The sequence below is a fragment of the Bacteroides sp. CACC 737 genome (assembly GCF_013874375.1).
Taxonomy (GTDB): domain Bacteria; phylum Bacteroidota; class Bacteroidia; order Bacteroidales; family Bacteroidaceae; genus Bacteroides; species Bacteroides uniformis.
The window spans coordinates 3,610,789-3,634,967 of record NZ_CP059408.1 but is presented as its reverse complement, the minus strand read 5'-3'; the positions used below and the strand labels follow the sequence as shown (position 1 = coordinate 3,634,967).

Here is a 24,179-nt window from a genome sequence, read left to right as displayed (position 1 = left end):
TCTTAATGTTTCCCGTCGTATAGCATGATGTGCAAATCCTTAATCCCTAATCCTTTCTATAAATAATCTTCAAAGTACCTGGTTATCTTCTCGTGCAGATGCACACGGTCGCGTCCCAGGACGTTGTGCTTGTGCGTGGGATAGATAAACAAATCGGGATAGGTACGGGCATCCACGCACGCCTTCATGAATGAAAGGGTGTGCTGCGGCACGCAGGTGTCGTCGTGGTCGTCGTGTATGATGAGCAGATGTCCTTTCAAGTTACCGGCAAGGTTTTTCAGGTTCGTCTGCTTGTAGCCTTCCGGGTTCGTCTGCGGAGTGTCCATATAACGTTCACCGTACATTATCTCATAGTATGCCCAGTCGATGACGGGTCCGCCGGCAACACCTACCTTGAAAATTTCGGGATAGCGCAGCATCAGCGCCGTAGTCATGTGTCCTCCGAAGCTCCAGCCGTGCACGCCGATACGCTCTCCGTCCACATAAGGCTGGCTTTTCAGGAATTCTACGCCCTTCACCTGGTCTTTGCCCTCTTCGATGCCCAGCTGGCGGAAGGTGGCGTTTTCAAACTCCAGTCCACGGTTGCTGCTGCCACGGTTGTCGAGGCTGAAAATGATGTAGCCTTTGTTTGCCATGTAGATGTCCCAGCCGCGGGCATCGTTCATCCAGCCGTTCGTTATCATCTGGGCGTGCGGGCCGCCGTATACGTAGACGATGGCGGGATACTTCTTTGCCGGGTCGAAGTCGGCAGGCTTTATCAGGCGGTAGTACAAGTCTGTCTTGCCGTCTGCGGCTTTGATGGTGCCTACTTCTATGCTGGGCATTTCAAAGCCTTCGTAGGGGTTCTTGGCTGTCAGCAGTGTGTGTTCCCGTTGTTTCTTCGGGTTGGTGGACATCAGTTTTATGATACGGGGGCAAGTGGGCGAAGAGGCATTGTCGATGAGGTAAGTTCCCATGAAACCGGAGATTTGTGCCGAGTGCACGCCGGTTGGGTCTCCTATCAGGCTGCGTTTGCCATTCTTCAGGTTGACAGCGTAAAGGTTGCTCTGCAAAGGAGAGATTTCCGTACTCTTGATGATGAGCTCTTTCGTGTTCCGGTTAAAACCTACGATGTCTTGTACAAGCCAGGGGCCGGAGGTGAGTTGCTTCAACAGTTCCCCTTCCGTATTGTATAGGTACAGATGGTTGAAGCCGTCACGCTGGCTTTGATAGATGAACTTGTAGCTGTCCCATGGCAGGAATAGAATGGGAGATTGCGGCTCCACATATTTGGGATGTCTCTCTTCGATGAGCACTTGTTGCAGCTTTCCGCTTTCAGCATCGTACTGGCACAGTTTGGAGTGGTTCTGGTCTCGGTTTAGCTCTATCAGATAGAGGCTTTTGCCATCCGGTGCCCAGGTGATGTTGGTGAAGTAGCGGTCTTTTGGGTCGCCCATGTCCAGGTAGATGGTCTTTTGAGTAGCCGGATTGTAGATACCTACCTTTACCTGATGGCTGAGCATGCCGGCCATGGGGTAGCGTATTTTATCCACCAGTGCTATTCTTGTCGTGATGTCAACCAATGGATAGGGGGTGACCATGCTTTCGTTCATTCGATAAAAGGCCAGCAGGTCCCCGGCAGGATTCCAGAAAGTGCCTTTTGAAATGCCGAATTCATTGCGGTGCACACTTTGTCCGCAGACGATACCTTCCGGTTCGTTGGTGACTTTCAGGGTTTGCCCGTCACTGGTCATCACATAGAGATTATTGCCGATAGTATAAGCCAAATGGCGGCTTACCTCGTTCCAATCCTCATTTGCGGCTTGGGCGGGGCAAGGCTGGCTCCAGATGACTTTTTTCTTCTTCCAGTCGACGAGGGCACGGTACTTGCCGGTGTTCAGCAGCAGGAGTGGGTCTATTTGGACTTGAATACCCTGATTGACGCCTCGGGGTACGTTGACAGCCTTTGCAGCATGAAAGTGACGCAGTTTTCCAAGTCCTTTTTCTTCCAGCAGCGCGTTGGCTTCTTCCAATGTGATGGCAGTGAATTTCTCTCCGGGCTTGGCACCTAATCCTTTGACAGCCCATGTACCTTCTATATTGTCGATGCCAAGTTCCAGACAAGCGGCATCGCCCCACCACTGGTACCACTTGTTTTCGGCAGTATGGTAGGTTTCACCTCCGGGAATAAGGTCTTCCAGGGTCGGCTTTTTCAGTTCTTGTGCCATGACGTTTGTTGTAAACAGAGCAGGCACTGCCATTAGCAGTGCAAGAATGCTCTTACTTATTTTCTTTGCATTCATTCTCCTTGTCATTGTTCGTGTTATTCTTCTTCCTTCTTTCCCGCCTCTCTTCTTTTTCTTTCCGGGTAAGACTCACCCGACTTTGTTCTGCGTTCTCCACCGAATTCGCGTCTTTCCCTCGGTCTGAATTCCCGTTTTTCCCCGTCTTTGAACTCTCTTCTTTCACGCGGACGGAATTCTCGCTTTTCGCCGTCCTTGAATTCTCTTGTTCTGCGTTCACCGTTGAATTCGCGTCTTTCGCCACTGAATTCACGTCTCTCTCCACTGAATCGGGGACGGAATTCGCGTCTTTCTCCGGGTTTGAACTCTTTCCTTTCTCCTGAAGCCGGACGAAATTCTTTGCGCTCCTTGCTCAACTCCTCGCCTTCGGCACGGAATTCCTTGTACTTTCCGTCGAAGATTTCGTACTGGCGGAATTCACATTCCAGTGCACCGTTGAATAAAGGTATCTTGGAGGTGGCTTTTAGCCCGATTTGGTCGAAGCACTCTTCGCGGTAAGATAGAACCCATGCAGTGTTGCCCGTAAAGGCGTGTTTCAGACGCTCGCCAATCATGGAGTAAAGTCCCAGCAGGTCGTTGGTAGAGATACGCTCCCCGTAGGGTGGGTTGGTGATGATGATGGATTTCTCCGCAGGTTGCTCGAATTGCTGGAAGGGTTGCAGCTTCAATACTACATCCTTGCTTACGCCGGCAGCCTTTATATTGTGTGTGGCAATTTCGTTTGCCTTCGGGCTGTTGTCGTAACCGTAAATCTTATGTGTGAATTCGCGTTCCTGACTGTCGTCATTGTATATCGTGTCGAACAGCTCTTGGTCAAAATCCACCCACTTCTCGAAAGCGAACTCCTTGCGGAATACGCCCGGAGCGATGTTGCGTGCAATCAGCGCCGCTTCGATGGGAATGGTTCCCGAACCACACATCGGGTCTATCATGTCGCATTCGCCACGCCAGCCAGTCATCAATATCATGCCGGCGGCCAGCACCTCGTTCAGCGGGGCCTCTACTGCTTCCTGGCGATAACCGCGGCGGTGCAGCGATTCGCCGCTGGAGTCGAGAGACAGCGTACATTTGGTTTCGGCAATGTGTATGTTCAGCAGCACGTCCGGTTTGTTGACACGCACGCCGGGACGTTCGCCGGTCTTCTCGCGGAAATAGTCTACGATGGCATCCTTCACCTTGTAGGAAACGAACTTGGAATGACGGAACTCTTCACTGAATACAACCGCGTCCACGGCAAAGGTCTTGTCCGTATCCAGATAGTCTTCCCATCGGATGGCTTTAATCTGTTCGTAAACCTCGTCGGCATCCTTGGCTGTGAAGTGTTTGATGGGTTTCAGTATCCGGATGGCTGTACGCAGGCAGAAGTTGGCTTTGTACATCATTTCCTTATCACCACTGAAAGATACCATGCGGCGGCCTATTTCTATTTCGTTGGCGCCCAGTGCAGTCAGCTCTTGTGCCAGTACCTCTTCCAGTCCTTGGAAGGTTTTGGCAATCATTTCAAAAGATTGTTCGCTCATCTATTTATTTACTATTTTACTGTTTTTATTCTATTGTTTATCAGTAATTTGCCTCCCGTTTGTTAGGCACTGGCGTCTGTTGGCTCAGACACCGGTGTTTGTTGTGTTGGACACTTGTGTCTGACGTGACAGACACAAGTGCCTGACAAATGCAGCAATATTGCCTTTTAAACGAGGTTTGAGGCTTCTCATTTCTTCGCCTTTGTCTGTACAATTCTCGCTCCTGCCGGAACATCCTCCGTCACCCAGATATTGCCGCCCACAGTGGCTCCTTGTCCGATGGTGATGCGTCCCAATATGGTGGCGTTGGAATAGACTATCACATTGTCTTCCAGAATGGGATGGCGGGGAATACCCTTGATGGGCTTGCCGTCTTCGTCCAGCGGGAAGCTCTTGGCACCGAGGGTCACACCCTGGTACAGCTTTACGTTGTTGCCGATGATGCAGGTCTCGCCGATTACCACACCCGTACCATGGTCGATGGTAAAATAACCGCCTATTTCCGCTCCCGGATGGATATCGATTCCTGTTTCACTATGCGCCATCTCGGTGATGATGCGGGGAATGAGGGGGACACCCAACTTGAGCAGTTCGTGTGCAATGCGGTAGTTGCTGATGGCTCGGATGGCCGGATAACAGCTGATGACTTCGCCGAACGACTGTGCGGCGGGGTCACCATTGTAGGCAGCCTCCACATCTGTGGCAAGCACCCGTCTCATGGCCGGCAGGTTGCTGATGAATTTGGCAGCCAATAAAGCGGCTTCTTCCCGTTGGAGCTCGGTACAACAATTGCATTCGCCATCGCCTGCAAAGCAGAGTCCGGCAAGGATTTGTTCGGTCAGCAGGTCGAACAAGCGCTCCACGTTGACACCGATATGGTAAGTCACCGTGCGGCTGTTGACCGTGGAATTTCCGAAATATCCGGGGAAGATGATGGCCCGCGCCAGTTCGATGATGTCGCGCAGCGCTTTTGCCGAAGGCAGCGGATTGCCGTCCGTATGCTGGTGAAACAATCCCTTGTATGATTCGCTTTCCGATAGCTCATCGACTGCTTGTGTCAAAATGTGGGTAAAGTTGAGTGGACTCATTATGATATCCTTAAGTTTAAAAGTGGAGGCAAAGATAGGAAATACTCGTCAAATATCCTACATATCCCTCATTTATAGTACATATTTACCATATTTGTGGTATTTCCCACGAACCGATTTTGCGCTACTTTTGTCTTGTAAGAAATAACGTACCTCATTCCACTCCGGATTGTTAGTCTTTTCCCTTAGGGGGAATGAGGGTTTTTAAAACAGTTGGATTATGAAGAAGATAGCAGAACGCCTTACCGACCTGGTAGGCAACACTCCCTTGTTGGAGTTGAATAATTATAACAAGAATAAAAGTTTGAAAGCCCGTGTTATCGCCAAATTGGAATATTTTAACCCTGCCGGTAGCGTGAAGGACCGCGTGGCGCTTGCCATGATAGAAGATGCCGAGGCAAAAGGGCTGTTGAAGCCCGGTGCCACCCTCATCGAACCTACCAGTGGCAATACGGGCATAGGGCTGGCTTTTGTAGCCGCCGCCAAAGGTTACAAGCTGATACTGACAATGCCCGACACAATGAGTCTGGAGCGCCGCAACCTCTTGAAAGCTCTCGGTGCGGAACTGGTGCTGACTCCGGGTGTTGACGGTATGAAAGGCGCCATAGCCCGTGCCGAGGAACTGAAGGCCGCCAACCCCGGTTCGTTGATTTTGCAGCAATTCGATAATCCTGCCAATCCGGCAATGCACGAGCGTACTACGGGACAGGAAATCTGGCGTGATACGGACGGTCGGGTGGATATTTTTGTGGCAGGTGTAGGTACGGGAGGCACGGTGAGCGGAGTGGGCGCAGCCTTGAAAGCCAATAACCCGAAGGTAAGGATTGTGGCTGTGGAGCCCGAAGATTCTCCCGTACTTTCCGGCGGAAAGCCCGGTCCCCATAAAATACAAGGTATCGGTGCGGGATTTGTGCCGAAGAACTATAACAGTGCCGTGATAGACGAAGTGCTGCAGGTATCCAATGATGATGCCATCCGTACGGGTCGCGAACTGGCGAAGTATGAGGGATTGCTGGTCGGCATCTCTTCGGGGGCTGCCGTTGCTGCGGTTGCCCGCCTGGCAAGGTTGCCCGAAAATGAGGGCAAGACGATTGTCGCGCTGCTGCCCGATACGGGAGAACGGTATCTTTCGACGCTGTTGTATGCGTTTGAGGAATACCCATTGTAAGAGCAAACATTTCTGCCGGTTATCCGCTCCATCAATGTGGAGCAGGTAGCTGGCAGATGGTATTTATAGTTCGCTTGGTCTTAACCCGAACGACCGGCAGCTCATTTTCTCTACTTTCACTTCCCATATCTTGACATTGCGTACGGCAGGTTCGGCATATTTGCATTCATTCTCCGTGTATTGCTTCATCAGCATGTCGAGTACGCGTCGCTTCTCTTCCATGTCTTCCACGAAGTGTACTTTTCCATGGCAGATGACACTGCGCGACTTCATGCTATAGCTGCATGCCACTTGCCGGTGCATATAGACCAGTTCGTGTCCTTCGCAGAAGGTGATGCAAACTTGCGGGTGCTTTGTTATCATCTCCACTTTACTACCTTCCGGGCCGGAATGCAAGTATATCACTCCGTCTTGATAGGCAAAGTTCATGGGAACCGCATATGGGTTTCCTTCAAGGTCTGTGATGCCCACTATGCAATATGGACATTTGCGGATAATTTCCTCAATCTGTGTAGGGTCCGTAATAGTAATCGTCTTCATCGTGCAGGTCTCATCCCCGGTCTCTCTCTGAAAGAAAGGGATCGGGGATGATTTTAAATTATAGGGTTATTCTATACCAGTGCAAAATCCAGTTGTTTCTTCTCCAGATTGGCGCGTGCCACTTTGACGGTGATGGCGTCTCCCAAGCTGTATATCCGGTTTTTACGGCGCCCGCGTAGGCAGTAGTTCTTTTCGTCGAATTCGTAATAGTCATCGTCGAGGTCACGGATGGGAATCATGCCTTCGCATTTGTTTTCGTTCAGCTCCACGTAGAGGCCCCATTCCGTTACACCGGAGATGACACCGTCGAAGGTCTGTCCCAGGCGTTCGGTCATGAACTCTACTTGCTTGTACTTGATGGAGGCGCGTTCCGCGTTGGAGGCTATCTGCTCCATGTTACTGCTGTGCTCGCAGAGGGCTTCGTATTTCTGTTCGGACACGGTGCGGCCTCCCTGGTCCAAGTACTTGGTGAGCAGACGGTGCACCATCATATCCGGATAGCGGCGGATGGGCGAGGTGAAATGGGTGTAGTAATCGAAAGCCAGACCATAGTGCCCCACGTTATGTACGGAGTAGCGTGCCTTCTGCATGGCGCGGATGGAGACGGTTTCAATCAAGTTCTCCTCCTTCTTGCCCTGGATGTCATCCAGCAGGTGGTTGATGGATTTGGAAATGTCGGTCTTTGTGCCACTGGTGCGCAGCTTGTAGCCGAAACGGGCGATGAACTGTGCCAGGTTGTCCAGCTTTTCCGGGTCGGGGAGGTCATGGATACGGTAAGGCAGCACTTTGGCTTTCTTGCCTTTGGGCACACGGCCTATCTTTTCGGCTACGGTACGGTTGGCAAGCAGCATGAACTCCTCTATCAGCTTGTTGGCATCTTTCGACTCCTTGAAGTAGACGCTGACGGGTTTGCCCTTCTCGTCAATTTCGAACTTCACTTCGTAGCGGTCGAAGTTGATGGCTCCTGCCTTAAAGCGGTTCTCACGCAATATTTTGGCAAGCTTATCCAGTTGGAGCACTTCTTCCTGGAAGTCTCCTTTGCCGGTTTCTATAATCTCCTGGGCTTCTTCGTAGGTGAAGCGGCGGTCGCTCTTGATGACGGTATGTACCACGCGTGAGTTCTTCACTTCGCCTTTTTCCGTCATTTCAAAGATGACAGAGTAGGCAAGCTTCTCTTCGTCGGGGCGGAGTGAACAGATGAAATTACACAACCGTTCGGGGAGCATCGGGATGGTGCGGTCTACGAGGTAGACGGATGTGGCACGCTTCTCGGCTTCCTTGTCTATGATGCCGCCCTCTTTCACGTAATGGGTCACGTCGGCGATATGTACGCCCACTTCCCAAAGTCCCTCTTTCAGTTTGCGGATGGAGAGGGCGTCGTCGAAGTCCTTGGCATCTTTGGGGTCGATGGTGAAGGTGGTTACGCCCCGGAAGTCCTCGCGTCGGGCTATTTCCTCGGCGGAGATTTCGGCGGGTATCTTGTCAGCGGCTTTCTCTACGGCGGCTGGATAGACATAAGGCAGCCCGAATTCCGCGAGGATGGCATGCATCTCGGTGGTGTTGTCTCCGGCGTGTCCCAGGATGTCGATTACCTGACCGATGGGGTTTTTGGCTTTGTCGGGCCATTCCACCACCTTTACGATGGCTTTGTCGCCCGTTTTGCCGCCTTTCAGTTTCTCTTTGGGGATGAAGATGTCGTTGGCAAGCGTACGGTTTTCCGTTACAAGGAAAGCGTATGACTTGGCAACTTCCAGGGTACCCACGAAGGTGTCGTTGGCACGTTCCAGTATCTCGATGACTTCTCCTTCGGCTTCGCGTCCGCGGCGCTTGGCATAGAAGGCGATACGCACTTTATCATTGTTCATGGCATGTGCCGAGTTGCGTTCGGCTATGAATATCGGTTCACCTCCATCTTCGGGGATGAAGGAGTTCTTGCCATTGCTTTTGCGCTGGAAGGTTCCGGTCATTTCCACACCGTGGTTGTTCAGCTTGTACTTGTGTTTGTCCACTTCTGTGATATAGTCGTCCATTGACAGTTCGGACAAGATATCCATACACAGCATCTTCAGCGGATGTGTGGTGAGGTGAAGTTGTTCAAAGATGTATTTCAAGGATAATACTTCGTCTTGCTTTGTGTGGAAGAATTCAAGCAACACTTTGACGAGTTCTTTCTTCTTCATGCGTTTGCCGGCTTTCTTTTCTTTCTTTTTGGCCATAATGATAATGAATTAATGTGCACATTGTTCTCTCTTGCAAAGTAAACAAATAAATACGTTCCTTCGTTCACTCAGACTTCAAAATATTATCATTCTATTGAAAATAATGAAGAGACGACAGATTGTAATGGATTTATGTACTATATTTGCACAAAAAGCGAGATAGGCTGTACCTTAGACGAAAAGCAGATGGAAATGCAAACTCTGAACAAAAAAGCAGATGCCACACGGGAAAAAGACATTTACCGGGTGACGGTTGTGGGAAGTGTGGTAAACTTTCTCTTGCTTGTCTTCAAGTTCTTTGCAGGTATTGTGGGGCACAGTGCCGCCATGCTGGCGGATGCGGTGCATTCTTTGTCGGATTTCATTACAGATATTATTGTCATTGTATTTGTGCGCATCTCAGCAAAGCCCGAGGATGAGGGGCACGATTACGGTCATGGCAAGTACGAGACGCTGGCAACTGCCATTATCGGTGTCTTTCTGTTGTTTGTGGGATTCGGCATTTTCTGGAACGGGGCTTCCTCCATTTACCGTTTCCTGCAAGGCGGTTCTTTGCAGGAGCCCGGTATGCTGGCGCTGGTGGCTGCATTGGTATCCATCGTTTTCAAGGAAGTGCTTTATCAATATACCGTTTTCAAGGGTAGGAAGTTGAATTCGCAGGCGGTTGTTGCCAATGCCTGGCATCACCGGAGTGATGCGCTTTCATCCATAGGCACGGCAGTGGGGATAGGTGGAGCCATTCTTTTGGGTGACCATTGGCGGGTGCTGGACCCGGTGGCGGCGGTTATTGTCAGCTTCTTCATTATGAAGGTGGCTGTGCAATTGTTGATACCGTGTGTGGACGAACTGTTGGAGAAATCATTGCCTGCCGAGGTAGAGGATGAGATAATAAAGACAATTCTCTCTTTTCCCGGTATCAGCTCGCCGCATCACCTTCGTACGCGTCGCATCGGCAGTTATTGTGCCATCGAGGTGCATGTGCGTATGGATGGCAGCATCTCGCTGGAGGAAGCTCACGAGACGGCAACGGCGGTGGAGAACAAGTTGAAAAGGCAGTTCGGCAAAGGAACACTGGTCAGCATCCATGTGGAGCCGGTGAAGAAGAGTAACGAGGCGACAAAGTAATAAAGGAGCGCCAAGGTGACGGATTGGATGAAAAGTAATCGGATGAAAAGTAATTAGTAATTTGTAACTGAAGAAGTGGAATCGATTTTAATTACAGGAGCAAGCGGATTTATCGGAAGTTTCATCGTGGAGGAAGCGTTGAAGCGCAAGTTCGGTGTGTGGGCGGGTGTACGCTCGTCCAGCAGCCGCGAGTATCTGCGTGACCGCAAGATACATTTTCTCGAACTGGACTTTGCGCATCCCAATGAACTGAGGGCGCAGCTTTCGGGACATAAAGGGACCTACAATAAGTTTGATTATATTGTTCATTGTGCCGGTGTGACGAAGTGCGTGGACAAGAACGAATTCGATTTGGTGAATTACCTGCAGACCAAATACTTCATCGATACGCTGAGGGAGCTGAACATGATTCCCAAGCAGTTTATTTTCATCAGTACGCTGAGTGTGTTCGGTCCGGTACGCGAGAGGACCTACGACCCGATTATGGAGAGTGACCCCCCTTCACCCAATACCGCCTACGGGCTCAGTAAACTGAAAACAGAACTTTATTTGCAGAGTATTCCGGGTTTCCCCTACGTCATCTACCGGCCGACGGGTGTATACGGGCCGCGTGAGAAGGATTATTATCTTATGGCAAAGTCCATCCGGCAGCATACGGACTTTTCTGTGGGCTTCCGCCGCCAGGACTTGACGTTTGTATATGTAAAGGACATCGTGCAGGCCGTCTTCCTCGGGATAGAGAAGCAGGTGTCCCGCCGCGCCTATTTTCTGGCTGACGGGAAGGTGTATAGTAGCCGTGCTTTTTCCGATTTGATAAGGAAAGAATTGGGCAACCCGTTTGTTATTCGCCTGAGATGTCCGTTAATTGTATTGAAAGTCGTATCTTTGCTCGCTGAATTTTGGGCGAAGCGGCAGAACAAGACCAGTACGCTCAATTCGGACAAGTATAGAATAATGAAACAACGCAACTGGCAGTGTGACATCACACCGGCCGTCGAGGAACTGGGCTTCAGTCCTGAGTACGACCTGGAACGGGGTGTAAAGGAAACCATTGCCTGGTATAAGGATAAGGGATGGCTTTAGATTTATTTAAAAGGGTAGAAACCCGTAAGGGGCTTTTTGCGGTAGAGAAGATTACGCTGATATACAATTTGCTGACTTCCATTCTCATTCTGTTTCTTTTTCAGGAAATGGATCATCCGGTGCAGATGCTTGCAGACCGTGTTGTCATTGCGGGTATGACGTTCCTGCTGATGTATCTTTACCGGCTGGCACCCTGCAAGTTCTCTGCCTTTGTGCGCATAGCCATCCAGATGTCACTGCTTTCCTATTGGTATCCCGACACCTTTGAGTTCAACCGGATATTCCCCAATCTCGACCACGTGTTCGCGTCGGTGGAGCAGTGGATGTTTGGCGGACAGCCTGCTGTATGGTTCTGTGAAAGGTTTCCGCAGATGTGGGTGAGCGAGCCGTTCAATATGGGATACTTCTTCTATTATCCGATGATTCTGCTGGTGGTGGTGTGGTATTTCCTTTATCGTTTCGACCTTTTCGAGAAGGTTTCGTTCGTCATCGTCACCGCTTTCTTCATCTATTACCTTATTTATATCTTCGTCCCCGTTGCCGGGCCGCAGTTCTACTTCCCCGCCATTGGAAGCGACCATGTGGCGCAAGGTATCTTCCCGTCCATCGGTGATTATTTCCATCACCATCAGGAACTTCTTCCCGGTCCGGGCTATGAGCACGGCTTCTTCTACAACCTGGTGGAGAGTTCCCAGCAGGTGGGTGAGCGCCCCACGGCTGCTTTTCCCAGTTCGCACGTCGGAATGTCTACGGTACTGATGATTATGGCATGGCGTGGCAGCAAGCGTCTGTTTGCCTGCTTGTTTCCTTTCTATCTGCTGTTGTGTGGGGCTACGGTCTATATCCAGGCACATTACCTGATAGACTCTATCGTGGGTTTCGTATCGGCTTTCGGCATTTATATCCTGGCCACGTGGATGTTCAAGCGATGGTTTGCGCAGCCGATGTTCCGCTAGTCGGGCACGGTGATTATCTTTCCACTGTCTGTGGGCAATACCAATGTACGCGGATAAACTTCTGCCGGAAGTGAATGCTGGAAGTTTACGATGAGCTGTTTGAGTAGTTTTTTCTTTTTCATAAAGACATATTTATGGGATTCTTTCTTGGGAAGACGAATATAGGGACTTGTTTCTTTCTGCCAAAGAAACAATGTTTTTTTTCTTGCCTCCTTGTTGGCAAGGTTTTGCCTTCCCATTGGCAAGGCTTTGCCATAGGCATGGCAAAAGTTTGCCAAGGGCAAGGCAAGTGGTTGGCAAAATTTCTTGCTGACAGACAGTGAGTTATGCGGATGGCAACAAAGCGTGTCATCTGCGTCTGAATACTCCCCCCCCCTCTCAGAAGCTATTCAAGAAGGGGCGTGAGGATGATTGCTCAAGTATCGGACTCGATGGTAAAAATCGTATGCGGTTTTCTCCTATGGCAGCAACGGTTCTATCTCTTCGAAGATGCGGTACAGTTCCTCCTTCGTCTCTGCCCGCAGCATGGCTATCCGGGTGTCGCGGAAATTGGGAATCCCTTTGAAGAGCGGGCTTGCTGCCAGGTGGCGGCGCACGTGCAGTATGCCCCGTCGTTCATCCAGCAGGTTGACGCTGTCTTCCACTTCCTGGCGGAGTACGTTCAGCCGCCATTCGGAACTCAGCGGAGGGAGTTCTTCGCCCGTCTCCAAATAATGCTTCACTTCCTTAAAGAACCACGGGCGGCCGAAGCTGGCACGGCCTATCATGATGGCGTCCACACCGTAGAGGTCGAAGCATTCTTTGGCCCGTTGGGGAGTGGTGATATCACCGTTGCCGATGATGGGAATGTGCATGCGTGGGTTATTTTTCACCTCGCCGATAAGTGTCCAGTCCGCCTCACCGGTATACATTTGGGCGCGGGTACGGCCGTGGATGGTGAGGGCGGCAATGCCGCAGTCCTGCAACTGCTCGGCAAGGTCTACGATGATTTTACTGTTGGCATCCCAGCCCAGGCGGGTCTTCACGGTGACGGGAATCTTCACGGCATCTACCACGGCACGAGTGATTTCCAGCATCAGCGGAATGTTCTGTAGCATACCGGCACCGGCACCCTTGCCGGCAACGCGCTTCACGGGGCAGCCGAAGTTGATGTCCAGCGTGTCCGGGTGTGCCTGCTCCACGATGCGGGCGGCTTCTACCATGGTGACGGTGTCCCGTCCGTATATCTGTATGGCTACGGGCCGCTCTTCATCACTGATATTCAGTTTCTGCTGGGTCTTGCCTACGGAGCGTATCAAGGCATCGGCAGAAACGAACTCGGTATATACCATGTCTGCTCCGAAGTGCTTGCACATCAGGCGGAAAGCAGGGTCGGTGACGTCCTCCATCGGGGCGAGGAATACGGGGCGTGGGCCCAGGTCTATATCTTTAATCTTCATAATCTAAGCGGATTTGTCCGCAAAAGTACAGAAAAAAGCCTACCTTTGCATACTCTAATTCAAAAAGAAATGATGAAACACTCAATCAGTGACTTCGAAATCATGGCACCGGTAGGCTCGCGCGAATCTCTCGCAGCAGCCATACAAGCAGATGCCGACTCCATCTATTTCGGTATCGAGAACCTGAACATGCGTGCCCGTTCGGCCAATACCTTCACTATCGACGATTTGCGGGAGATAGCCCGGATGTGCGATGAACATGGTATGAAAAGCTATCTTACCGTCAATACCATCATATACGACCATGACATTCCGCTGATGCGTACCATTGTAGATGCGGCAAAGGCGGCAGGTATCTCGGCTGTCATTGCCGCCGATGTGGCAGTGATGAGCTATGCCCGTCAGATAGGGCAGGAGGTACACCTCAGCACACAGCTCAACATCAGCAATGTGGAAGCCCTGCGCTTCTATGCGCAGTTTGCCGATGTGGTGGTGCTGGCGCGTGAGCTGAATCTGGAGCAGGTGGCAGAAATCTACCGACATATCCGTGAGGAGAATATCTGCGGTCCCAGCGGAGAGCAGATACGTATAGAGATGTTCTGCCACGGTGCCCTTTGCATGGCAGTCAGCGGAAAGTGTTATCTCTCATTGCATGAAATGAACCACTCCGCCAACCGCGGTGCCTGCATGCAGGTATGCCGCCGCAGCTACACGGTGCGCGACAAGGAGACGGATGTGGAATTGGAGGTGGACAACCAGTACATCATGTCCCCCAAAGACTTAAAAACTATCCACTTCATGAACAAGATGCTGGATGCAGGTGTTCGTGTTTTCAAAATTGAAGGACGTGCCCGCGGACCCGAGTACGTGCGCACGGTAGTGGAGTGTTACAAAGAAGCCATCCGTTCCTATCTGGACGATACATTCACCGATGAGAAGATTGCCCGGTGGGATGAACGTTTGAAGACGGTCTTCAATCGTGGTTTCTGGGACGGCTACTACCTGGGACAACGCTTGGGCGAATGGACCAAGAACTACGGCTCTGCCGCTACGGAACGTAAAATCTATGTGGGTAAGGGCATCCGCTACTTCTCAAACATCGGTGTGGCGGAGTTCCTGGTAGAAGCAGCCGAAGTGAGCGTAGGCGACAAGTTGCTGATTACGGGTCCCACAACGGGTGCCGAATTCGTCACTTTGGACGAGGCACGCGTCGATTTGAAACCCGTGCAGACTGTAAAGAAAGGCCAGCATTTCTCGATGAAATCGGTGAAAATACGTCCCAGTGACAAACTCTACAAGCTGGTCAGCGTAGAGGAACTGAAGAAGTTCAAAGGCTTGGATGTGGAGAAACAACGTGGCTAAGTATCAAATAGTAAATAGTCCAATACTAAATATGAATTATATCTATGAACTTCCCATGAAGGTGCGCGACTATGAATGCGACCTGCAAGGCATCGTCAATAATGCCAATTATCAGCATTATCTGGAGCATACGCGCCATGAGTTTCTGTTGAGTGCCGGCGTCAGCTTTGCCGGACTGCACGAGCAGGGGGTAGACCCGGTAGTGGCACGTATCAATATGGCTTTCAAGACTCCCCTGAGGAGTGGTGACGAGTTTGTTTCCAAACTTTATATGAAGAAGGAAGGTATCAAGTACGTCTTCTATCAAGATATCTTCCGTGTTTCCGACGGTAAGGTCTGCCTCAAAGGCGTGGTAGAGACCGTGTGTGTAGTCAATGGCCGGTTGAGCGACAGCGAACTGTTCGACCGCCTTTTTGCCCCTTATCTCAACCCGTGTAAGTCCGTGTAATTTTTGGTGGAATGAACAGTGACGAACGGATTTGCAGTATAGCTCTCACACTTTGCCCCGGTATAGGACATATCGGGGCAAAGCGTTTAATAGAGGGTATGGGCAGTGCTGCCGAAGTATTCAGTCGGCGGAAGGAGCTTCCCGAAATCATGCCCGGTGTGAATCCGGGGGTAGTGACGGCTCTTGATTGTCCCGCTGCCTTTCTGCGTGCCGAGCAGGAGATGGAGTTTGTAGAGAAGAATCGTCTTTCCTGCCTGACGTTGAAGGATGAGGCTTACCCTTCGCGCTTGCGTGAATGTGAAGATGCGCCGATTGTACTTTTCTTTAAAGGAAACACCGATTTCAACCGCCTGCATGTCATCGATATGGTAGGTACACGTCGTGCCACCGATTACGGCAAGCAATTCTGTATCGACTTCCTGCGCGATTTGGCCGTTCTTTGTCCCGATGTGCTGGTAGTAAGCGGACTGGCCTACGGGATAGATATCCATGCCCATCGGGCCGCTTTGGCAAATCATCTCCCTACCGTTGCTGTCCTTGCTCACGGACTGGACCGCATCTATCCGTATGTCCACCGGAAAACAGCCATCGACATGCTGGCACAAGGCGGACTGCTGACCGAATTCCTTACCGGGACGAATCCGGACAAGCATAATTTCGTCAGCCGCAACCGTATTGTGGCGGGTATGAGTGATGCTACCATTGTGGTGGAGTCTGCCGCAAAGGGAGGTTCCCTTATCACTGCAGAGTTGGCGGAGGGATATCATCGTGACTGTTTTGCTGTTCCGGGACGTGTTACGGACGAATCTTCCATCGGTTGCAACCGGTTGATACGCGACAACAAGGCTGCCCTTATCCAGAATGCGGAAGAGTTTGTGCAGATTATGGGCTGGTCCGTAGCGGAGCAGCCTGCCCGGACAGAAGGTATTCAGCGTAATCTCTTCCCGGAACTGACGGAAGAGGAGGAGCTTGTTGTACGCATCCTTATGCGGCAAGGAGACCTCCATATCAATGCGATGGTGGTGGAAGCGGATATACCCGTCAACCGGATGAGTGCCTTGCTTTTTGAATTGGAGATGAAAGGAGTGGTCAAGGCAATGGTGGGCGGTGTCTATCATTTGCTGACCTGAGCGCGGCAGGTCTCTTGCCTTATATGGACGGTTGCCCGTATTTCATGATGAACTTTTCCGGATGGTCCGTCGCTATGATGTCTACCCCCAGGTCGACCGCCTTCTGGTTCTCTTCCGTCTTGTCGTCCAGCCCCAGGACAAGTGCCAGTACCTGCAGGTTGTGCTCACGGCATTTCTTTACGAATTGCGGGGTAAGGGAGTCAATCCAGACGACAGCGATGTCGGGATGCAGTTCCTTTACGACATGCTCTATGTCCTTTTCACTTTTGATGTAGGCTTGCAGGGTTCTTACCTCGGGTGCCATTTTTCTGAAGCATTTGGCATGATACTCCTTGCTGAAGGTGAAGTTGCAGTTTTCCAGCATGCCTTCGTCCTTTATCAGATTCAGTAATTGGTGCAGACCGCCGTTGCGGTAGTCGATGGTGATTCTTAAACCGTGCTCTTTGGCCTTGCGTAGCAGGTCGGTAAGGCGTAGTACCCGTTGTCCGGCAAATCGGGGCGCAAACCAAGAGCCGGCATCCAGTGTGTCGATGTCGGCGGACAGCCATTGGGAGATGGCGCCGGTACCGTTGGTGGTACGGTCGAGGGTGGAATCGTGCAGTACGTAGAAGACACTGTCCTTACTGATGCAGACATCGCATTCTATATTGCCTACACCGTATTTGATGCACGAATCTACGGATGCCATTGTGTTTTCGGGAGCAATGGTGGCCGCACCACGGTGTGCGCTGGTCAGGGGTATCTTGGTGGTGGCAGGCCGTTGGGAACATCCTGCGGTAAGTAGGATTATGGAAAGCAATGCGAGTACCGGTTTTTTCATAATGGGCTCAAGTGGTGATGTTTTCTTCTTTAACAGTTATAAAAGCCATCGAAGATAGCTATTTTTTGTCATTCGGAGAAACGTATGGGTATAAAAAAAGGAGTACCGCCGTACTCCAACCTTTGTTAACCTTAAATCTAATACTATGAAAAAAATCACATTGCAAATGTAAGGTTTCCATTGTTATCTTCCAAATTTCAGAATGATTCTGCTACTTCTTTTGTATTTCTTTCACTGAATTTTACTGTTTTCGCACACGGATTGACTTTTTGAGAGAGTATGGAAAGAATCTATTCACAGCGTCCCGGATAAGGCAAAAGTTGCAAATCTGTTTCAATCGTTTCACAGAACCTTTCAGCCTTTGAAAAGAGTGATGGAAAGTGGATTTTATTCGGTAATTATCTTCTACTTTTGTTTGTATACAACGCGAAATTATGGGAAAACGCATTCTTATATATGTTCTTTGGCTACTCCTTTTTTGCATGATGTCGGGGCAGGTAATAGGGCAGAATAAGTCGGCGGAATCTCATAGCCATACTTGTAAAACGGTGCTGGCGTTAAAAAATAATTTGCTTTACGACCTGGCCTTGGCTCCGAACATAGAAGTGGAGCTGCCATTGAGAAAGAGGTGGTCTTTGAATGTTGAGTACAAATGTCCTTGGTGGTCTGACAGCGGATGTGGTTTCTGTTATCAGTTCCTTTCGGGAGGGACAGAGGTACGTTACTGGTTGGGAAACCGCTATACGCATGGAATATTGTTCGGACATTTCCTGGGAGCATATGCCGAAGGAGGTACCTATGATTTTCAGTTGAAAAAGGAGAAGGGATACCGGGGGAAGTATTACGCTGCTGCTGGAATAACTTATGGATATGTGCGTCCACTGGCTCGGCATCTGGCGATTGAATTCAGTGTGGGTATTGGATACTTGGATACGGAGTACCGGAAATATACTTCTTATGGAAATGACTTGGTTTGGGTCAGCAGTGGAAAGTATCACTTTATCGGGCCGACAAAAGCAAAAGTTTCTTTGGTGTGGCTTCTAACGTCGGGGAGATGAGTGGTATGAAAGATGCACGGCATATGATTCTCTGGCTGTTCTTCGGACTGTTGCCAATGCTGGGAAGCTGTGACTTCCGCGATATGCTGGATGATTATCCCGTTAGCGGAGTACAGATTAAATTGGATTGGAAAGGGGTGACGGATAAGCTGCCGCAGACCATGCGGATTATCTTCTATCCGAAAGATACTCAGAGGAGAAAGGTTGAAAGTTATCTGCCTGCCGAAGGGGGTGAGGTGAAGGTACCGCCGGGGAGGTATGCGGTGGTGGCCTATAACTTCAATACGGAGAGTATACAGATACGGGGCGACGAGAGTTATGAGACGATTGAGGCTTTTACGGGACACTGTACGGGGCTGGATATACACGAAGATATGGTTTGGTCGCCCGACCCTTTGTATGTGGTGGCTTTGGACGAGGTGGAAATAAGGCAGAGTGATGTGGCGCTTCCGTTGAACTGGAAGCCGGAAGCGGTAGTGAACCATTATTCCTTTGATATAAAGGTGGAAGGATGGGATAGAATATCGAGCATCATCTGCCATGTGGACGGCTTGAACGGAAGTTACTTTATAGGCAACCGTGCTTGCCATTTGAGCGAGGTACCTATATGTGTGAATACAAAGCGTGAAAACGGGCTTTTATGGGGGTATTTCTCCAGTTTTGTATTACTGAAAGATGCCAAGACCCGTGCGGATAGTCCTATGTTGCTGACATTGAAGATTGTGAAACGAGATAAAACGGTTCAAGAGGTGAAGGTGGATATCACGGAAGTGATTGAAACAGCTCCTCCCTCGGGAGGAGGCGAAGAAGAACCTGATGTGGGCGTTCCTGGGTCGGAAATCCATATCGAGGTTCCCGTACCGGAGGACAAGGTTGTGGTGGATGATTTGGAACCGGGAACCGATGAAGGAGATGGAGGGATTGGTGGCGATGTGGATGATTGGGATGATGAGACGGATGTGGAGCTACCGGTGAATTGATAGCAAACAGACAAATAAATATATTAACTTTAATAACAGACAATTATGAAGAAGGTTTTATTTTTGGCTTTGGCTGCAGCAGCAGTAATGAGTTGCTCGGAAAGTGAGGAGATAGAGAATGCCGGACAAAAGGCGGAGATTAAATTGGGAACAGTAGTGGGTAACACTACGAGAGCCGCAGTGACTGATTTGCCGGAATTGCAGAAGGTAGGGTTCACTGTGTATGCTTATAATACGGGAGCAACAACAATGGCCTCTGTTGCGACTTTTGATGCAATGAAGGAATTCATGGCAGATGTTAAGGTAACTTATAGTGCTCCCGACTGGAGTTTGACTGGGGGAACATATTATTGGCCAATGACGGATAACTTGCAGTTCTTTGCTTACGGGAATCCGGGTACCGGGGCCTTGACGTACAATCAACCGGCTGCTGGTGCTATATATCCTTCCATTACTTATACGGTAGCGGATGTAGTTACCCAAACGGACTTGGTAGCCGCGAAAGCGATGGATGCAACCAAGGCATCAAATGCCAGTGGGGTATCTTTGAAATTCGGCCATATACTGACGCAAATAAATTTCACTGTCAAGGCAGCCGACGCTTTGACTTATAAACTGAAAACACTTACAATATCCGGTGTGCACAATAAGGGAACTTATGGTTTTGATGATTCAACATGGAAGTCACAGGAAGGAACGGCTACTTATGCACATACGATTGACGGTGGTGCATTGGAAGTGAATACAACGGGTGTGGAAGTGAATACAGCCTGGATGTTGATGCCCCAGACGTTGGATACGAACGCCAAAATCAATGTTGTCTATGACATCTATGAGAAAGACGTTCTTCTTGATACTGTAACTTCCGCCATTGACTTGGATGGTACACAAGCCTGGGGTGAAGGCAAAAAGATACGTTATACGCTGACGCTGGCCAATAAGGCGGCAAAAGTAACCTTTGTACCTGAAGTTGGTCCGTGGAGTACGGCTGATGATACGAATGTGGAAAAATAAAAGGCAGTATCCATAATTTTGTGTAAATAGAAACGGGTACTGTCCGCAAAACTGAATTGCTTCTATTTTATTCATTCCCCGAGACTTCTTTATGAAAGTTTTCGGGGAATGTTTCTTTTATGAGTATTATTTATCTATTTTTGTCACTGCAACAAACAAACAAATCTACTTGCCGATGCCCAACTCTTCTGCTTGCGGAGGTAAAAAACAATGCGCTCAATGTCCCAAGGCTGTGGACAATGCAATAATATATGCTTCTCACCCCAGAGGATTCCATCTGCCGGCACGGAAGTGTGAGGAAAATATTGTAATTTTTCTGCTGCAAGGAGAAGTGCTTGTTAACAGTAAGGAGTATGCGGGAACTGTGTTGCATGCAGGTGAGTTCATCCTTCAAGCTATTGGTTCCAAGTACGAAATACTTGCCATGACGGATGTGGAATGCGTTTGTTACCGGTTCAGTAAGCCTGAATTCTTCTGTGAGGACCGGTATAACCATATCATGAAAGAGATTACCCCTCCATTGATATTCTGTCCTTTGACCATTACTCCCGAATTGCAGCTCTTTCTGGAAAGTTCCAAGGCCTATTTGTCCGAGGAGAAAATTTGCCGGGAAATGCTTTGTTTCAAACGAAAAGAACTTGCTTTCATTCTTGGAAATTATTACTCCGACTATGAGCTTTCCATGCTGATACATCCTCTTGCCCAGTATACTAATTCCTTCCATTACTTTGTCTTGCAGAATCATGCCAAAGTCAAGACAGTAGAGGAATTTGCCCAGCTGGGAGGATATACAGTGGCTACTTTCCGGCGTATATTCAATTCTGTTTTTCATCAACCGGTGTACGAGTGGATGATGGAACGGAGGAAGGAAAGTGTGGTTTATGAACTTCGTTATACGGATGCTTCCATATCAGAGATTTGCTATAAATATGGCTTTGAATCGCTGCCTCATTTTTCCAATTTCTGCAAAAAGAATTTCGGGGCTTCTCCCCGTAGCTTGCGTGCCGGCAATTTATCTGAAGTAAGCGGCATGTCATAAAAAAACTCCTCCGGCGGTTTCCCGGCAGAGGAGTCTCTTGTGATATTAATCAAATATAGTGAAAGCTGAGTGATAAATCTGAGCTTGCTCAAAAGGTTTATCCGAAGCGCATCCTATATTATTTGCAGAAAGACCGGATTAGTCTTTCAGTTTCGCAATGATAAAGTCGCGGTTCAAACGAGCAATGTTGCTGATGGAAACATTCTTCGGGCATTCAGCTTCGCACGCACGGGTATTGGTACAGTTACCGAAACCGAGTTCGTCCATCTTGCTCAACATAGCCTTGGCACGGCGCAATGCTTCCGGTTTGCCTTGGGGCAACAGGTTCAGCTGGCTCACTTTGGCAGAAACGAACAGCATAGCAGAACCGTTCTTACAAGCAGCCACACAAGCACCACAACCGATACAGCTGGCAGCATCCATAGCCTCGTCAGCGATGGGCTTCGGAATCAGGATAGCGTTGGCATCCTGGGGAGCACCGGTACGTACGCTGACGTAGCCGCCTGCCTGCATAATCTTGTCGTAGGCCGTACGGTCGACCATCAAGTCCTTGATAACCGGGAAACCGGCAGAGCGCCACGGTTCAACAGTGATGGTATCGCCGTCGTTGAAACGACGCATATAAATCTGGCAAGTCGTAGCGCCGGTTGCAGGACCGTGGGGGTGTCCGTTGATGTAGAGCGAACACATACCGCAGATACCTTCGCGGCAGTCGTGGTCGAATACAACCGGTTCTTTACCTTCAGAAATCAGCTGTTCGTTCAGGATATCCAGCATTTCGAGGAATGAAGTATCGCCCGGGATATCTTTCATTTGGTATGTTTCAAAAGCGCCTTTTGCTTTCGGACCCTTCTGGCGCCATACCTTGAGCGTAAATGATATATTTTTATCCATTTTCTTTAATTCTTTAAATGTTCAACTTCCCGATTAGCTCTTGTAGTTACGAGTCTGTACCTTGATTGCTTCGTAAACCAGCGGCTCTTTCAGCAATACCGGTTCCTTTTCGTCAGAACCCTGATATTCCCAGCAAGCCACGTAGAAGTAGTTTTCATCGTCACGCTTGGCTTCGCCTTCTTCAGTCTGATATTCTTCACGGAAGTGACCACCGCAGCTTTCGTTACGGTTCAGTGCATCGTAAGCAACCAGCTCGCCCATAGTGATGAAGTCGTACAGACGGATAGCCTTGTCGAGTTCTACATTCATACCTTCCTTGTCGCCCGGGATGAACAGTTCTTTCTCGAACTCCTTGCGGACTTCTTTCAGCTTCTTCAGACCTTCCTTCAAGCCTTCGGCCGTACGTCCCATACCTACATATTCCCACATAATGTGGCCCAGTTCCTTGTGGATAGAGTCTACAGACTTCTTACCCTTGATGTTCATCATCCAGTCAATCTTCTCCTGAACGGCCTTTTCTGCAGCTGCAAATTCGGGCAGGTCGGTAGAGAAACGGGGAACTGTAATCTGGTCGGCCAGATAGTTCTGGATAGTGTAAGGCAATACGAAGTAACCATCGGCCAGACCTTGCATCAGGGCGGAAGCACCGAGGCGGTTTGCACCGTGGTCGGAGAAGTTACATTCACCGATGGCGAACAGTCCCTTGATGGAGGTCATCAGTTCGTAGTCAACCCAGATACCACCCATGGTATAGTGGATAGCCGGATAAATCATCATCGGGTTTTCGTATGGGCTGACATCAGTGATTTCTTCATACATATCGAAGAGGTTGCCGTAACGTTGTGCAACGACATCTTTACCCAGGCGGTTGATAGCTTCGGAGAAGTCAAGGAATACGGCAAGACCGGTGTTGTTCACGCCGAAGCCCTTGTCGCAGCGTTCTTTGGCAGCGCGGCTGGCAACGTCACGCGGAACGAGGTTACCGAATGCCGGATAACGGCGTTCCAGGTAGTAGTCGCGGTCTTCCTCGGGAATATCTTTTCCTTGCAGTGTACCTTCCTGCAGTTTCTTGGCATCTTCCAGCTTCTTCGGAACCCAGATACGCCCATCGTTACGCAGAGATTCGGACATCAAAGTCAGTTTGGACTGCTTGTCACCGTGAACCGGAATACAAGTGGGGTGAATCTGTACGTAAGCAGGGTTGGCAAACCAGGCACCTTTACGGTAGCAAGCCATTGCAGCAGAGCAGTTACATGCCATTGCATTGGTAGAAAGGAAGTAGGTATTGCCGTAACCACCGGTAGCGATTACCACAGCGTGGGCGGCAAAACGTTCCAATTTACCGGTAACGAGGTTCTTTGCAATGATACCGCGGGCACGTCCGTCAATGAGGACAACATCTTCCATTTCGTAGCGGGTGTACAGTTTTACGGTACCTACGTTCACCTGGCGGCTCAATGCAGAGTATGCACCCAGCAACAGCTGCTGTCCGGTCTGACCTTTAGCGTAGAAAGTACGTGATACTTGGGCACCACCGAAAGAACGGTTGTCCAGTGTACCGCCGTATTCGCGGGCGAAAGGAACACCTTGTGCAACGCATTGGTCGATAATATTGTTGGATACTTCAGCCAGACGGTAAACGTTGGCTTCGCGGGCACGGTAGTCGCCACCTTTTACTGTATCGTAGAACAGACGGTACACAGAGTCACCGTCGTTTTGGTAATTCTTAGCAGCATTGATACCACCTTGTGCAGCGATGGAGTGTGCACGGCGCGGAGAGTCCTGGATACAGAAGTTGAATACTCTGAAACCCATTTCGCCCAGAGAGGCGGCAGCACTGGCACCGGCAAGTCCGGTTCCTACTACGATGATGTCCAGACGACGTTTGTTGGCAGGGTTTACTAATTTTTGGTGAGCCTTATAATTGGTCCATTTCTCAGCCACCGGTCCTTCCGGTATTTTAGAATCTATCTTAGTCATAATGCAATTTACAATTTAGTCATTTACAATTTGA

20 protein-coding genes and 1 pseudogene are annotated in these 24,179 nt (G+C 49.7%); 11 read left to right on the top strand and 10 right to left on the bottom strand.

Features of this window, described 5'->3' with window-relative positions; all coding sequences use genetic code 11:
- Window positions 1-56: 56 nt before the first annotated feature.
- From H1A11_RS15280 to epsC, 3 genes are all read right to left on the bottom strand, one after another.
- Window positions 57-2,282: a DPP IV N-terminal domain-containing protein gene (locus H1A11_RS15280; protein WP_138346102.1), complete on the bottom strand. Its 2,226-nt coding sequence runs from the start codon at window positions 2,280-2,282 to the stop codon at window positions 57-59.
- Window positions 2,283-2,302: 20 nt separating this feature from the next.
- Window positions 2,303-3,802: a THUMP domain-containing protein gene (locus tag H1A11_RS15275; protein ID WP_117601066.1), complete on the bottom strand. Its 1,500-nt coding sequence runs from the start codon at window positions 3,800-3,802 to the stop codon at window positions 2,303-2,305.
- Window positions 3,803-3,990: 188 nt separating this feature from the next.
- Window positions 3,991-4,890, bottom strand: a complete 900-nt coding sequence (gene epsC / locus H1A11_RS15270; RefSeq protein WP_117601067.1) for a serine O-acetyltransferase EpsC — start codon at window positions 4,888-4,890, stop codon at window positions 3,991-3,993.
- 220 nt (window positions 4,891-5,110) lie between these two features.
- Here epsC and cysK point away from each other — a divergent pair, with 220 nt between their 5' ends.
- Window positions 5,111-6,058, top strand: coding sequence for a cysteine synthase A (cysK, locus tag H1A11_RS15265; protein WP_117601068.1), 948 nt, complete (start codon window positions 5,111-5,113; stop codon window positions 6,056-6,058).
- Window positions 6,059-6,121: 63 nt separating this feature from the next.
- Here the strand turns inward: cysK and H1A11_RS15260 are convergent, their stop codons facing one another.
- A complete protein-coding gene (locus H1A11_RS15260) occupies window positions 6,122-6,598 on the bottom strand; it encodes a pyridoxamine 5'-phosphate oxidase family protein (RefSeq protein ID WP_117601069.1) in 477 nt (158 codons plus the stop codon).
- Between the two features lie 71 nt (window positions 6,599-6,669).
- The gene (gene rnr / locus H1A11_RS15255) at window positions 6,670-8,814 is read right to left on the bottom strand and encodes a ribonuclease R (RefSeq protein ID WP_131225623.1); all 2,145 of its coding nucleotides are present in this window, start codon (window positions 8,812-8,814) and stop codon (window positions 6,670-6,672) included.
- A 189-nt stretch (window positions 8,815-9,003) separates the two neighbouring features.
- Between rnr and H1A11_RS15250 the strand changes: the two genes are divergently transcribed.
- The 3 genes from H1A11_RS15250 to H1A11_RS15240 all read left to right on the top strand — a co-directional run bounded on the left by H1A11_RS15250 (window position 9,004) and on the right by H1A11_RS15240 (window position 11,981).
- A complete protein-coding gene (locus H1A11_RS15250; protein ID WP_117601096.1) occupies window positions 9,004-9,942 on the top strand; it encodes a cation diffusion facilitator family transporter in 939 nt (312 codons plus the stop codon).
- 75 nt (window positions 9,943-10,017) lie between these two features.
- Window positions 10,018-11,025 (top strand): NAD(P)-dependent oxidoreductase, encoded by a 1,008-nt coding sequence (locus tag H1A11_RS15245; RefSeq protein ID WP_044468321.1) that lies wholly within the window; start codon window positions 10,018-10,020, stop codon window positions 11,023-11,025.
- Window positions 11,016-11,981, top strand: a complete 966-nt coding sequence (locus tag H1A11_RS15240; RefSeq protein ID WP_005830954.1) for a phosphatase PAP2 family protein — start codon at window positions 11,016-11,018, stop codon at window positions 11,979-11,981. Before H1A11_RS15245 ends, H1A11_RS15240 begins: the two co-directional genes overlap by 10 nt.
- Here H1A11_RS15240 and H1A11_RS19230 read toward each other — a convergent pair.
- The gene (locus H1A11_RS19230; RefSeq protein ID WP_005834280.1) at window positions 11,978-12,103 is read right to left on the bottom strand and encodes a hypothetical protein; all 126 of its coding nucleotides are present in this window, start codon (window positions 12,101-12,103) and stop codon (window positions 11,978-11,980) included. The two genes, H1A11_RS15240 and H1A11_RS19230, sit on opposite strands and share 4 nt — an antisense overlap.
- A gap of 336 nt (window positions 12,104-12,439) precedes the next feature.
- Complete coding sequence (gene dusB, locus H1A11_RS15235) at window positions 12,440-13,420, bottom strand: tRNA dihydrouridine synthase DusB (protein ID WP_117601071.1); 981 nt, start codon at window positions 13,418-13,420, stop codon at window positions 12,440-12,442.
- 69 nt (window positions 13,421-13,489) lie between these two features.
- Here dusB and H1A11_RS15230 point away from each other — a divergent pair, with 69 nt between their 5' ends.
- The 3 genes from H1A11_RS15230 to dprA are packed head-to-tail and all read left to right on the top strand — an operon-like array spanning window position 13,490 to window position 16,360.
- Window positions 13,490-14,782, top strand: a complete 1,293-nt coding sequence (locus H1A11_RS15230) for a peptidase U32 family protein (protein WP_138346096.1) — start codon at window positions 13,490-13,492, stop codon at window positions 14,780-14,782.
- A gap of 31 nt (window positions 14,783-14,813) precedes the next feature.
- Window positions 14,814-15,230 (top strand): thioesterase family protein, encoded by a 417-nt coding sequence (locus H1A11_RS15225; RefSeq protein WP_117601073.1) that lies wholly within the window; start codon window positions 14,814-14,816, stop codon window positions 15,228-15,230.
- 11 nt (window positions 15,231-15,241) lie between these two features.
- The gene (gene dprA, locus H1A11_RS15220) at window positions 15,242-16,360 is read left to right on the top strand and encodes a DNA-processing protein DprA (protein WP_117601074.1); all 1,119 of its coding nucleotides are present in this window, start codon (window positions 15,242-15,244) and stop codon (window positions 16,358-16,360) included.
- 19 nt (window positions 16,361-16,379) lie between these two features.
- Here dprA and H1A11_RS15215 read toward each other — a convergent pair whose 3' ends face one another.
- Entirely contained in the window at window positions 16,380-17,180 is an 801-nt protein-coding gene (locus H1A11_RS15215; protein WP_117601075.1) for a glycerophosphodiester phosphodiesterase family protein, read from the bottom strand.
- A gap of 518 nt (window positions 17,181-17,698) precedes the next feature.
- Between H1A11_RS15215 and H1A11_RS15210 the strand changes: the two are divergent.
- From H1A11_RS15210 to H1A11_RS15195, 4 genes and pseudogenes are all read left to right on the top strand, one after another.
- Window positions 17,699-18,238 (top strand): annotated as a pseudogene (locus H1A11_RS15210) (DUF3575 domain-containing protein); the annotation flags it as partial.
- Window positions 18,235-19,218, top strand: a complete 984-nt coding sequence (locus tag H1A11_RS15205; RefSeq protein WP_117601077.1) for a DUF5119 domain-containing protein — start codon at window positions 18,235-18,237, stop codon at window positions 19,216-19,218. The pseudogene H1A11_RS15210 and the gene H1A11_RS15205, both read left to right, overlap by 4 nt.
- Before the next feature lie 45 nt (window positions 19,219-19,263).
- A complete protein-coding gene (locus H1A11_RS15200; protein WP_117601078.1) occupies window positions 19,264-20,232 on the top strand; it encodes a fimbrillin family protein in 969 nt (322 codons plus the stop codon).
- Window positions 20,233-20,407: 175 nt separating this feature from the next.
- Window positions 20,408-21,271 (top strand): AraC family transcriptional regulator, encoded by an 864-nt coding sequence (locus H1A11_RS15195; protein WP_117601097.1) that lies wholly within the window; start codon window positions 20,408-20,410, stop codon window positions 21,269-21,271.
- 138 nt (window positions 21,272-21,409) lie between these two features.
- Here H1A11_RS15195 and H1A11_RS15190 read toward each other — a convergent pair whose 3' ends face one another.
- Together H1A11_RS15190 and H1A11_RS15185 are read right to left on the bottom strand one after the other, a co-directional pair.
- Window positions 21,410-22,165: a succinate dehydrogenase/fumarate reductase iron-sulfur subunit gene (locus H1A11_RS15190; RefSeq protein ID WP_005830925.1), complete on the bottom strand. Its 756-nt coding sequence runs from the start codon at window positions 22,163-22,165 to the stop codon at window positions 21,410-21,412.
- 33 nt (window positions 22,166-22,198) lie between these two features.
- Window positions 22,199-24,145: a fumarate reductase/succinate dehydrogenase flavoprotein subunit gene (locus tag H1A11_RS15185; RefSeq protein WP_117601079.1), complete on the bottom strand. Its 1,947-nt coding sequence runs from the start codon at window positions 24,143-24,145 to the stop codon at window positions 22,199-22,201.
- Between the last annotated feature and the right edge of the window lie 34 nt (window positions 24,146-24,179).

Excerpts from the sequence above, each read along its gene's own strand:
- H1A11_RS15280 (WP_138346102.1), bottom strand. The coding sequence starts at position 2,282 with ATGAATGCAAAGAAAATAAGTAAGAGCATTCTTGCACTGCTAATGGCA.
- H1A11_RS15275 (WP_117601066.1), bottom strand. The coding sequence starts at position 3,802 with ATGAGCGAACAATCTTTTGAAATGATTGCCAAAACCTTCCAAGGACTG.
- epsC (WP_117601067.1), bottom strand. The coding sequence starts at position 4,890 with ATGAGTCCACTCAACTTTACCCACATTTTGACACAAGCAGTCGATGAG.
- cysK (WP_117601068.1), top strand. The coding sequence starts at position 5,111 with ATGAAGAAGATAGCAGAACGCCTTACCGACCTGGTAGGCAACACTCCC.
- H1A11_RS15260 (WP_117601069.1), bottom strand. The coding sequence starts at position 6,598 with ATGAAGACGATTACTATTACGGACCCTACACAGATTGAGGAAATTATC.
- rnr (WP_131225623.1), bottom strand. The coding sequence starts at position 8,814 with ATGGCCAAAAAGAAAGAAAAGAAAGCCGGCAAACGCATGAAGAAGAAA.
- H1A11_RS15250 (WP_117601096.1), top strand. The coding sequence starts at position 9,004 with ATGGAAATGCAAACTCTGAACAAAAAAGCAGATGCCACACGGGAAAAA.
- H1A11_RS15240 (WP_005830954.1), top strand. The coding sequence starts at position 11,016 with ATGGCTTTAGATTTATTTAAAAGGGTAGAAACCCGTAAGGGGCTTTTT.
- H1A11_RS19230 (WP_005834280.1), bottom strand. The coding sequence starts at position 12,103 with ATGAAAAAGAAAAAACTACTCAAACAGCTCATCGTAAACTTCCAGCAT.
- dusB (WP_117601071.1), bottom strand. The coding sequence starts at position 13,420 with ATGAAGATTAAAGATATAGACCTGGGCCCACGCCCCGTATTCCTCGCC.
- H1A11_RS15230 (WP_138346096.1), top strand. The coding sequence starts at position 13,490 with ATGATGAAACACTCAATCAGTGACTTCGAAATCATGGCACCGGTAGGC.
- H1A11_RS15225 (WP_117601073.1), top strand. The coding sequence starts at position 14,814 with ATGAATTATATCTATGAACTTCCCATGAAGGTGCGCGACTATGAATGC.
- dprA (WP_117601074.1), top strand. The coding sequence starts at position 15,242 with ATGAACAGTGACGAACGGATTTGCAGTATAGCTCTCACACTTTGCCCC.
- H1A11_RS15215 (WP_117601075.1), bottom strand. The coding sequence starts at position 17,180 with ATGAAAAAACCGGTACTCGCATTGCTTTCCATAATCCTACTTACCGCA.
- H1A11_RS15205 (WP_117601077.1), top strand. The coding sequence starts at position 18,235 with ATGAGTGGTATGAAAGATGCACGGCATATGATTCTCTGGCTGTTCTTC.
- H1A11_RS15200 (WP_117601078.1), top strand. The coding sequence starts at position 19,264 with ATGAAGAAGGTTTTATTTTTGGCTTTGGCTGCAGCAGCAGTAATGAGT.
- H1A11_RS15195 (WP_117601097.1), top strand. The coding sequence starts at position 20,408 with ATGCCCAACTCTTCTGCTTGCGGAGGTAAAAAACAATGCGCTCAATGT.
- H1A11_RS15190 (WP_005830925.1), bottom strand. The coding sequence starts at position 22,165 with ATGGATAAAAATATATCATTTACGCTCAAGGTATGGCGCCAGAAGGGT.
- H1A11_RS15185 (WP_117601079.1), bottom strand. The coding sequence starts at position 24,145 with ATGACTAAGATAGATTCTAAAATACCGGAAGGACCGGTGGCTGAGAAA.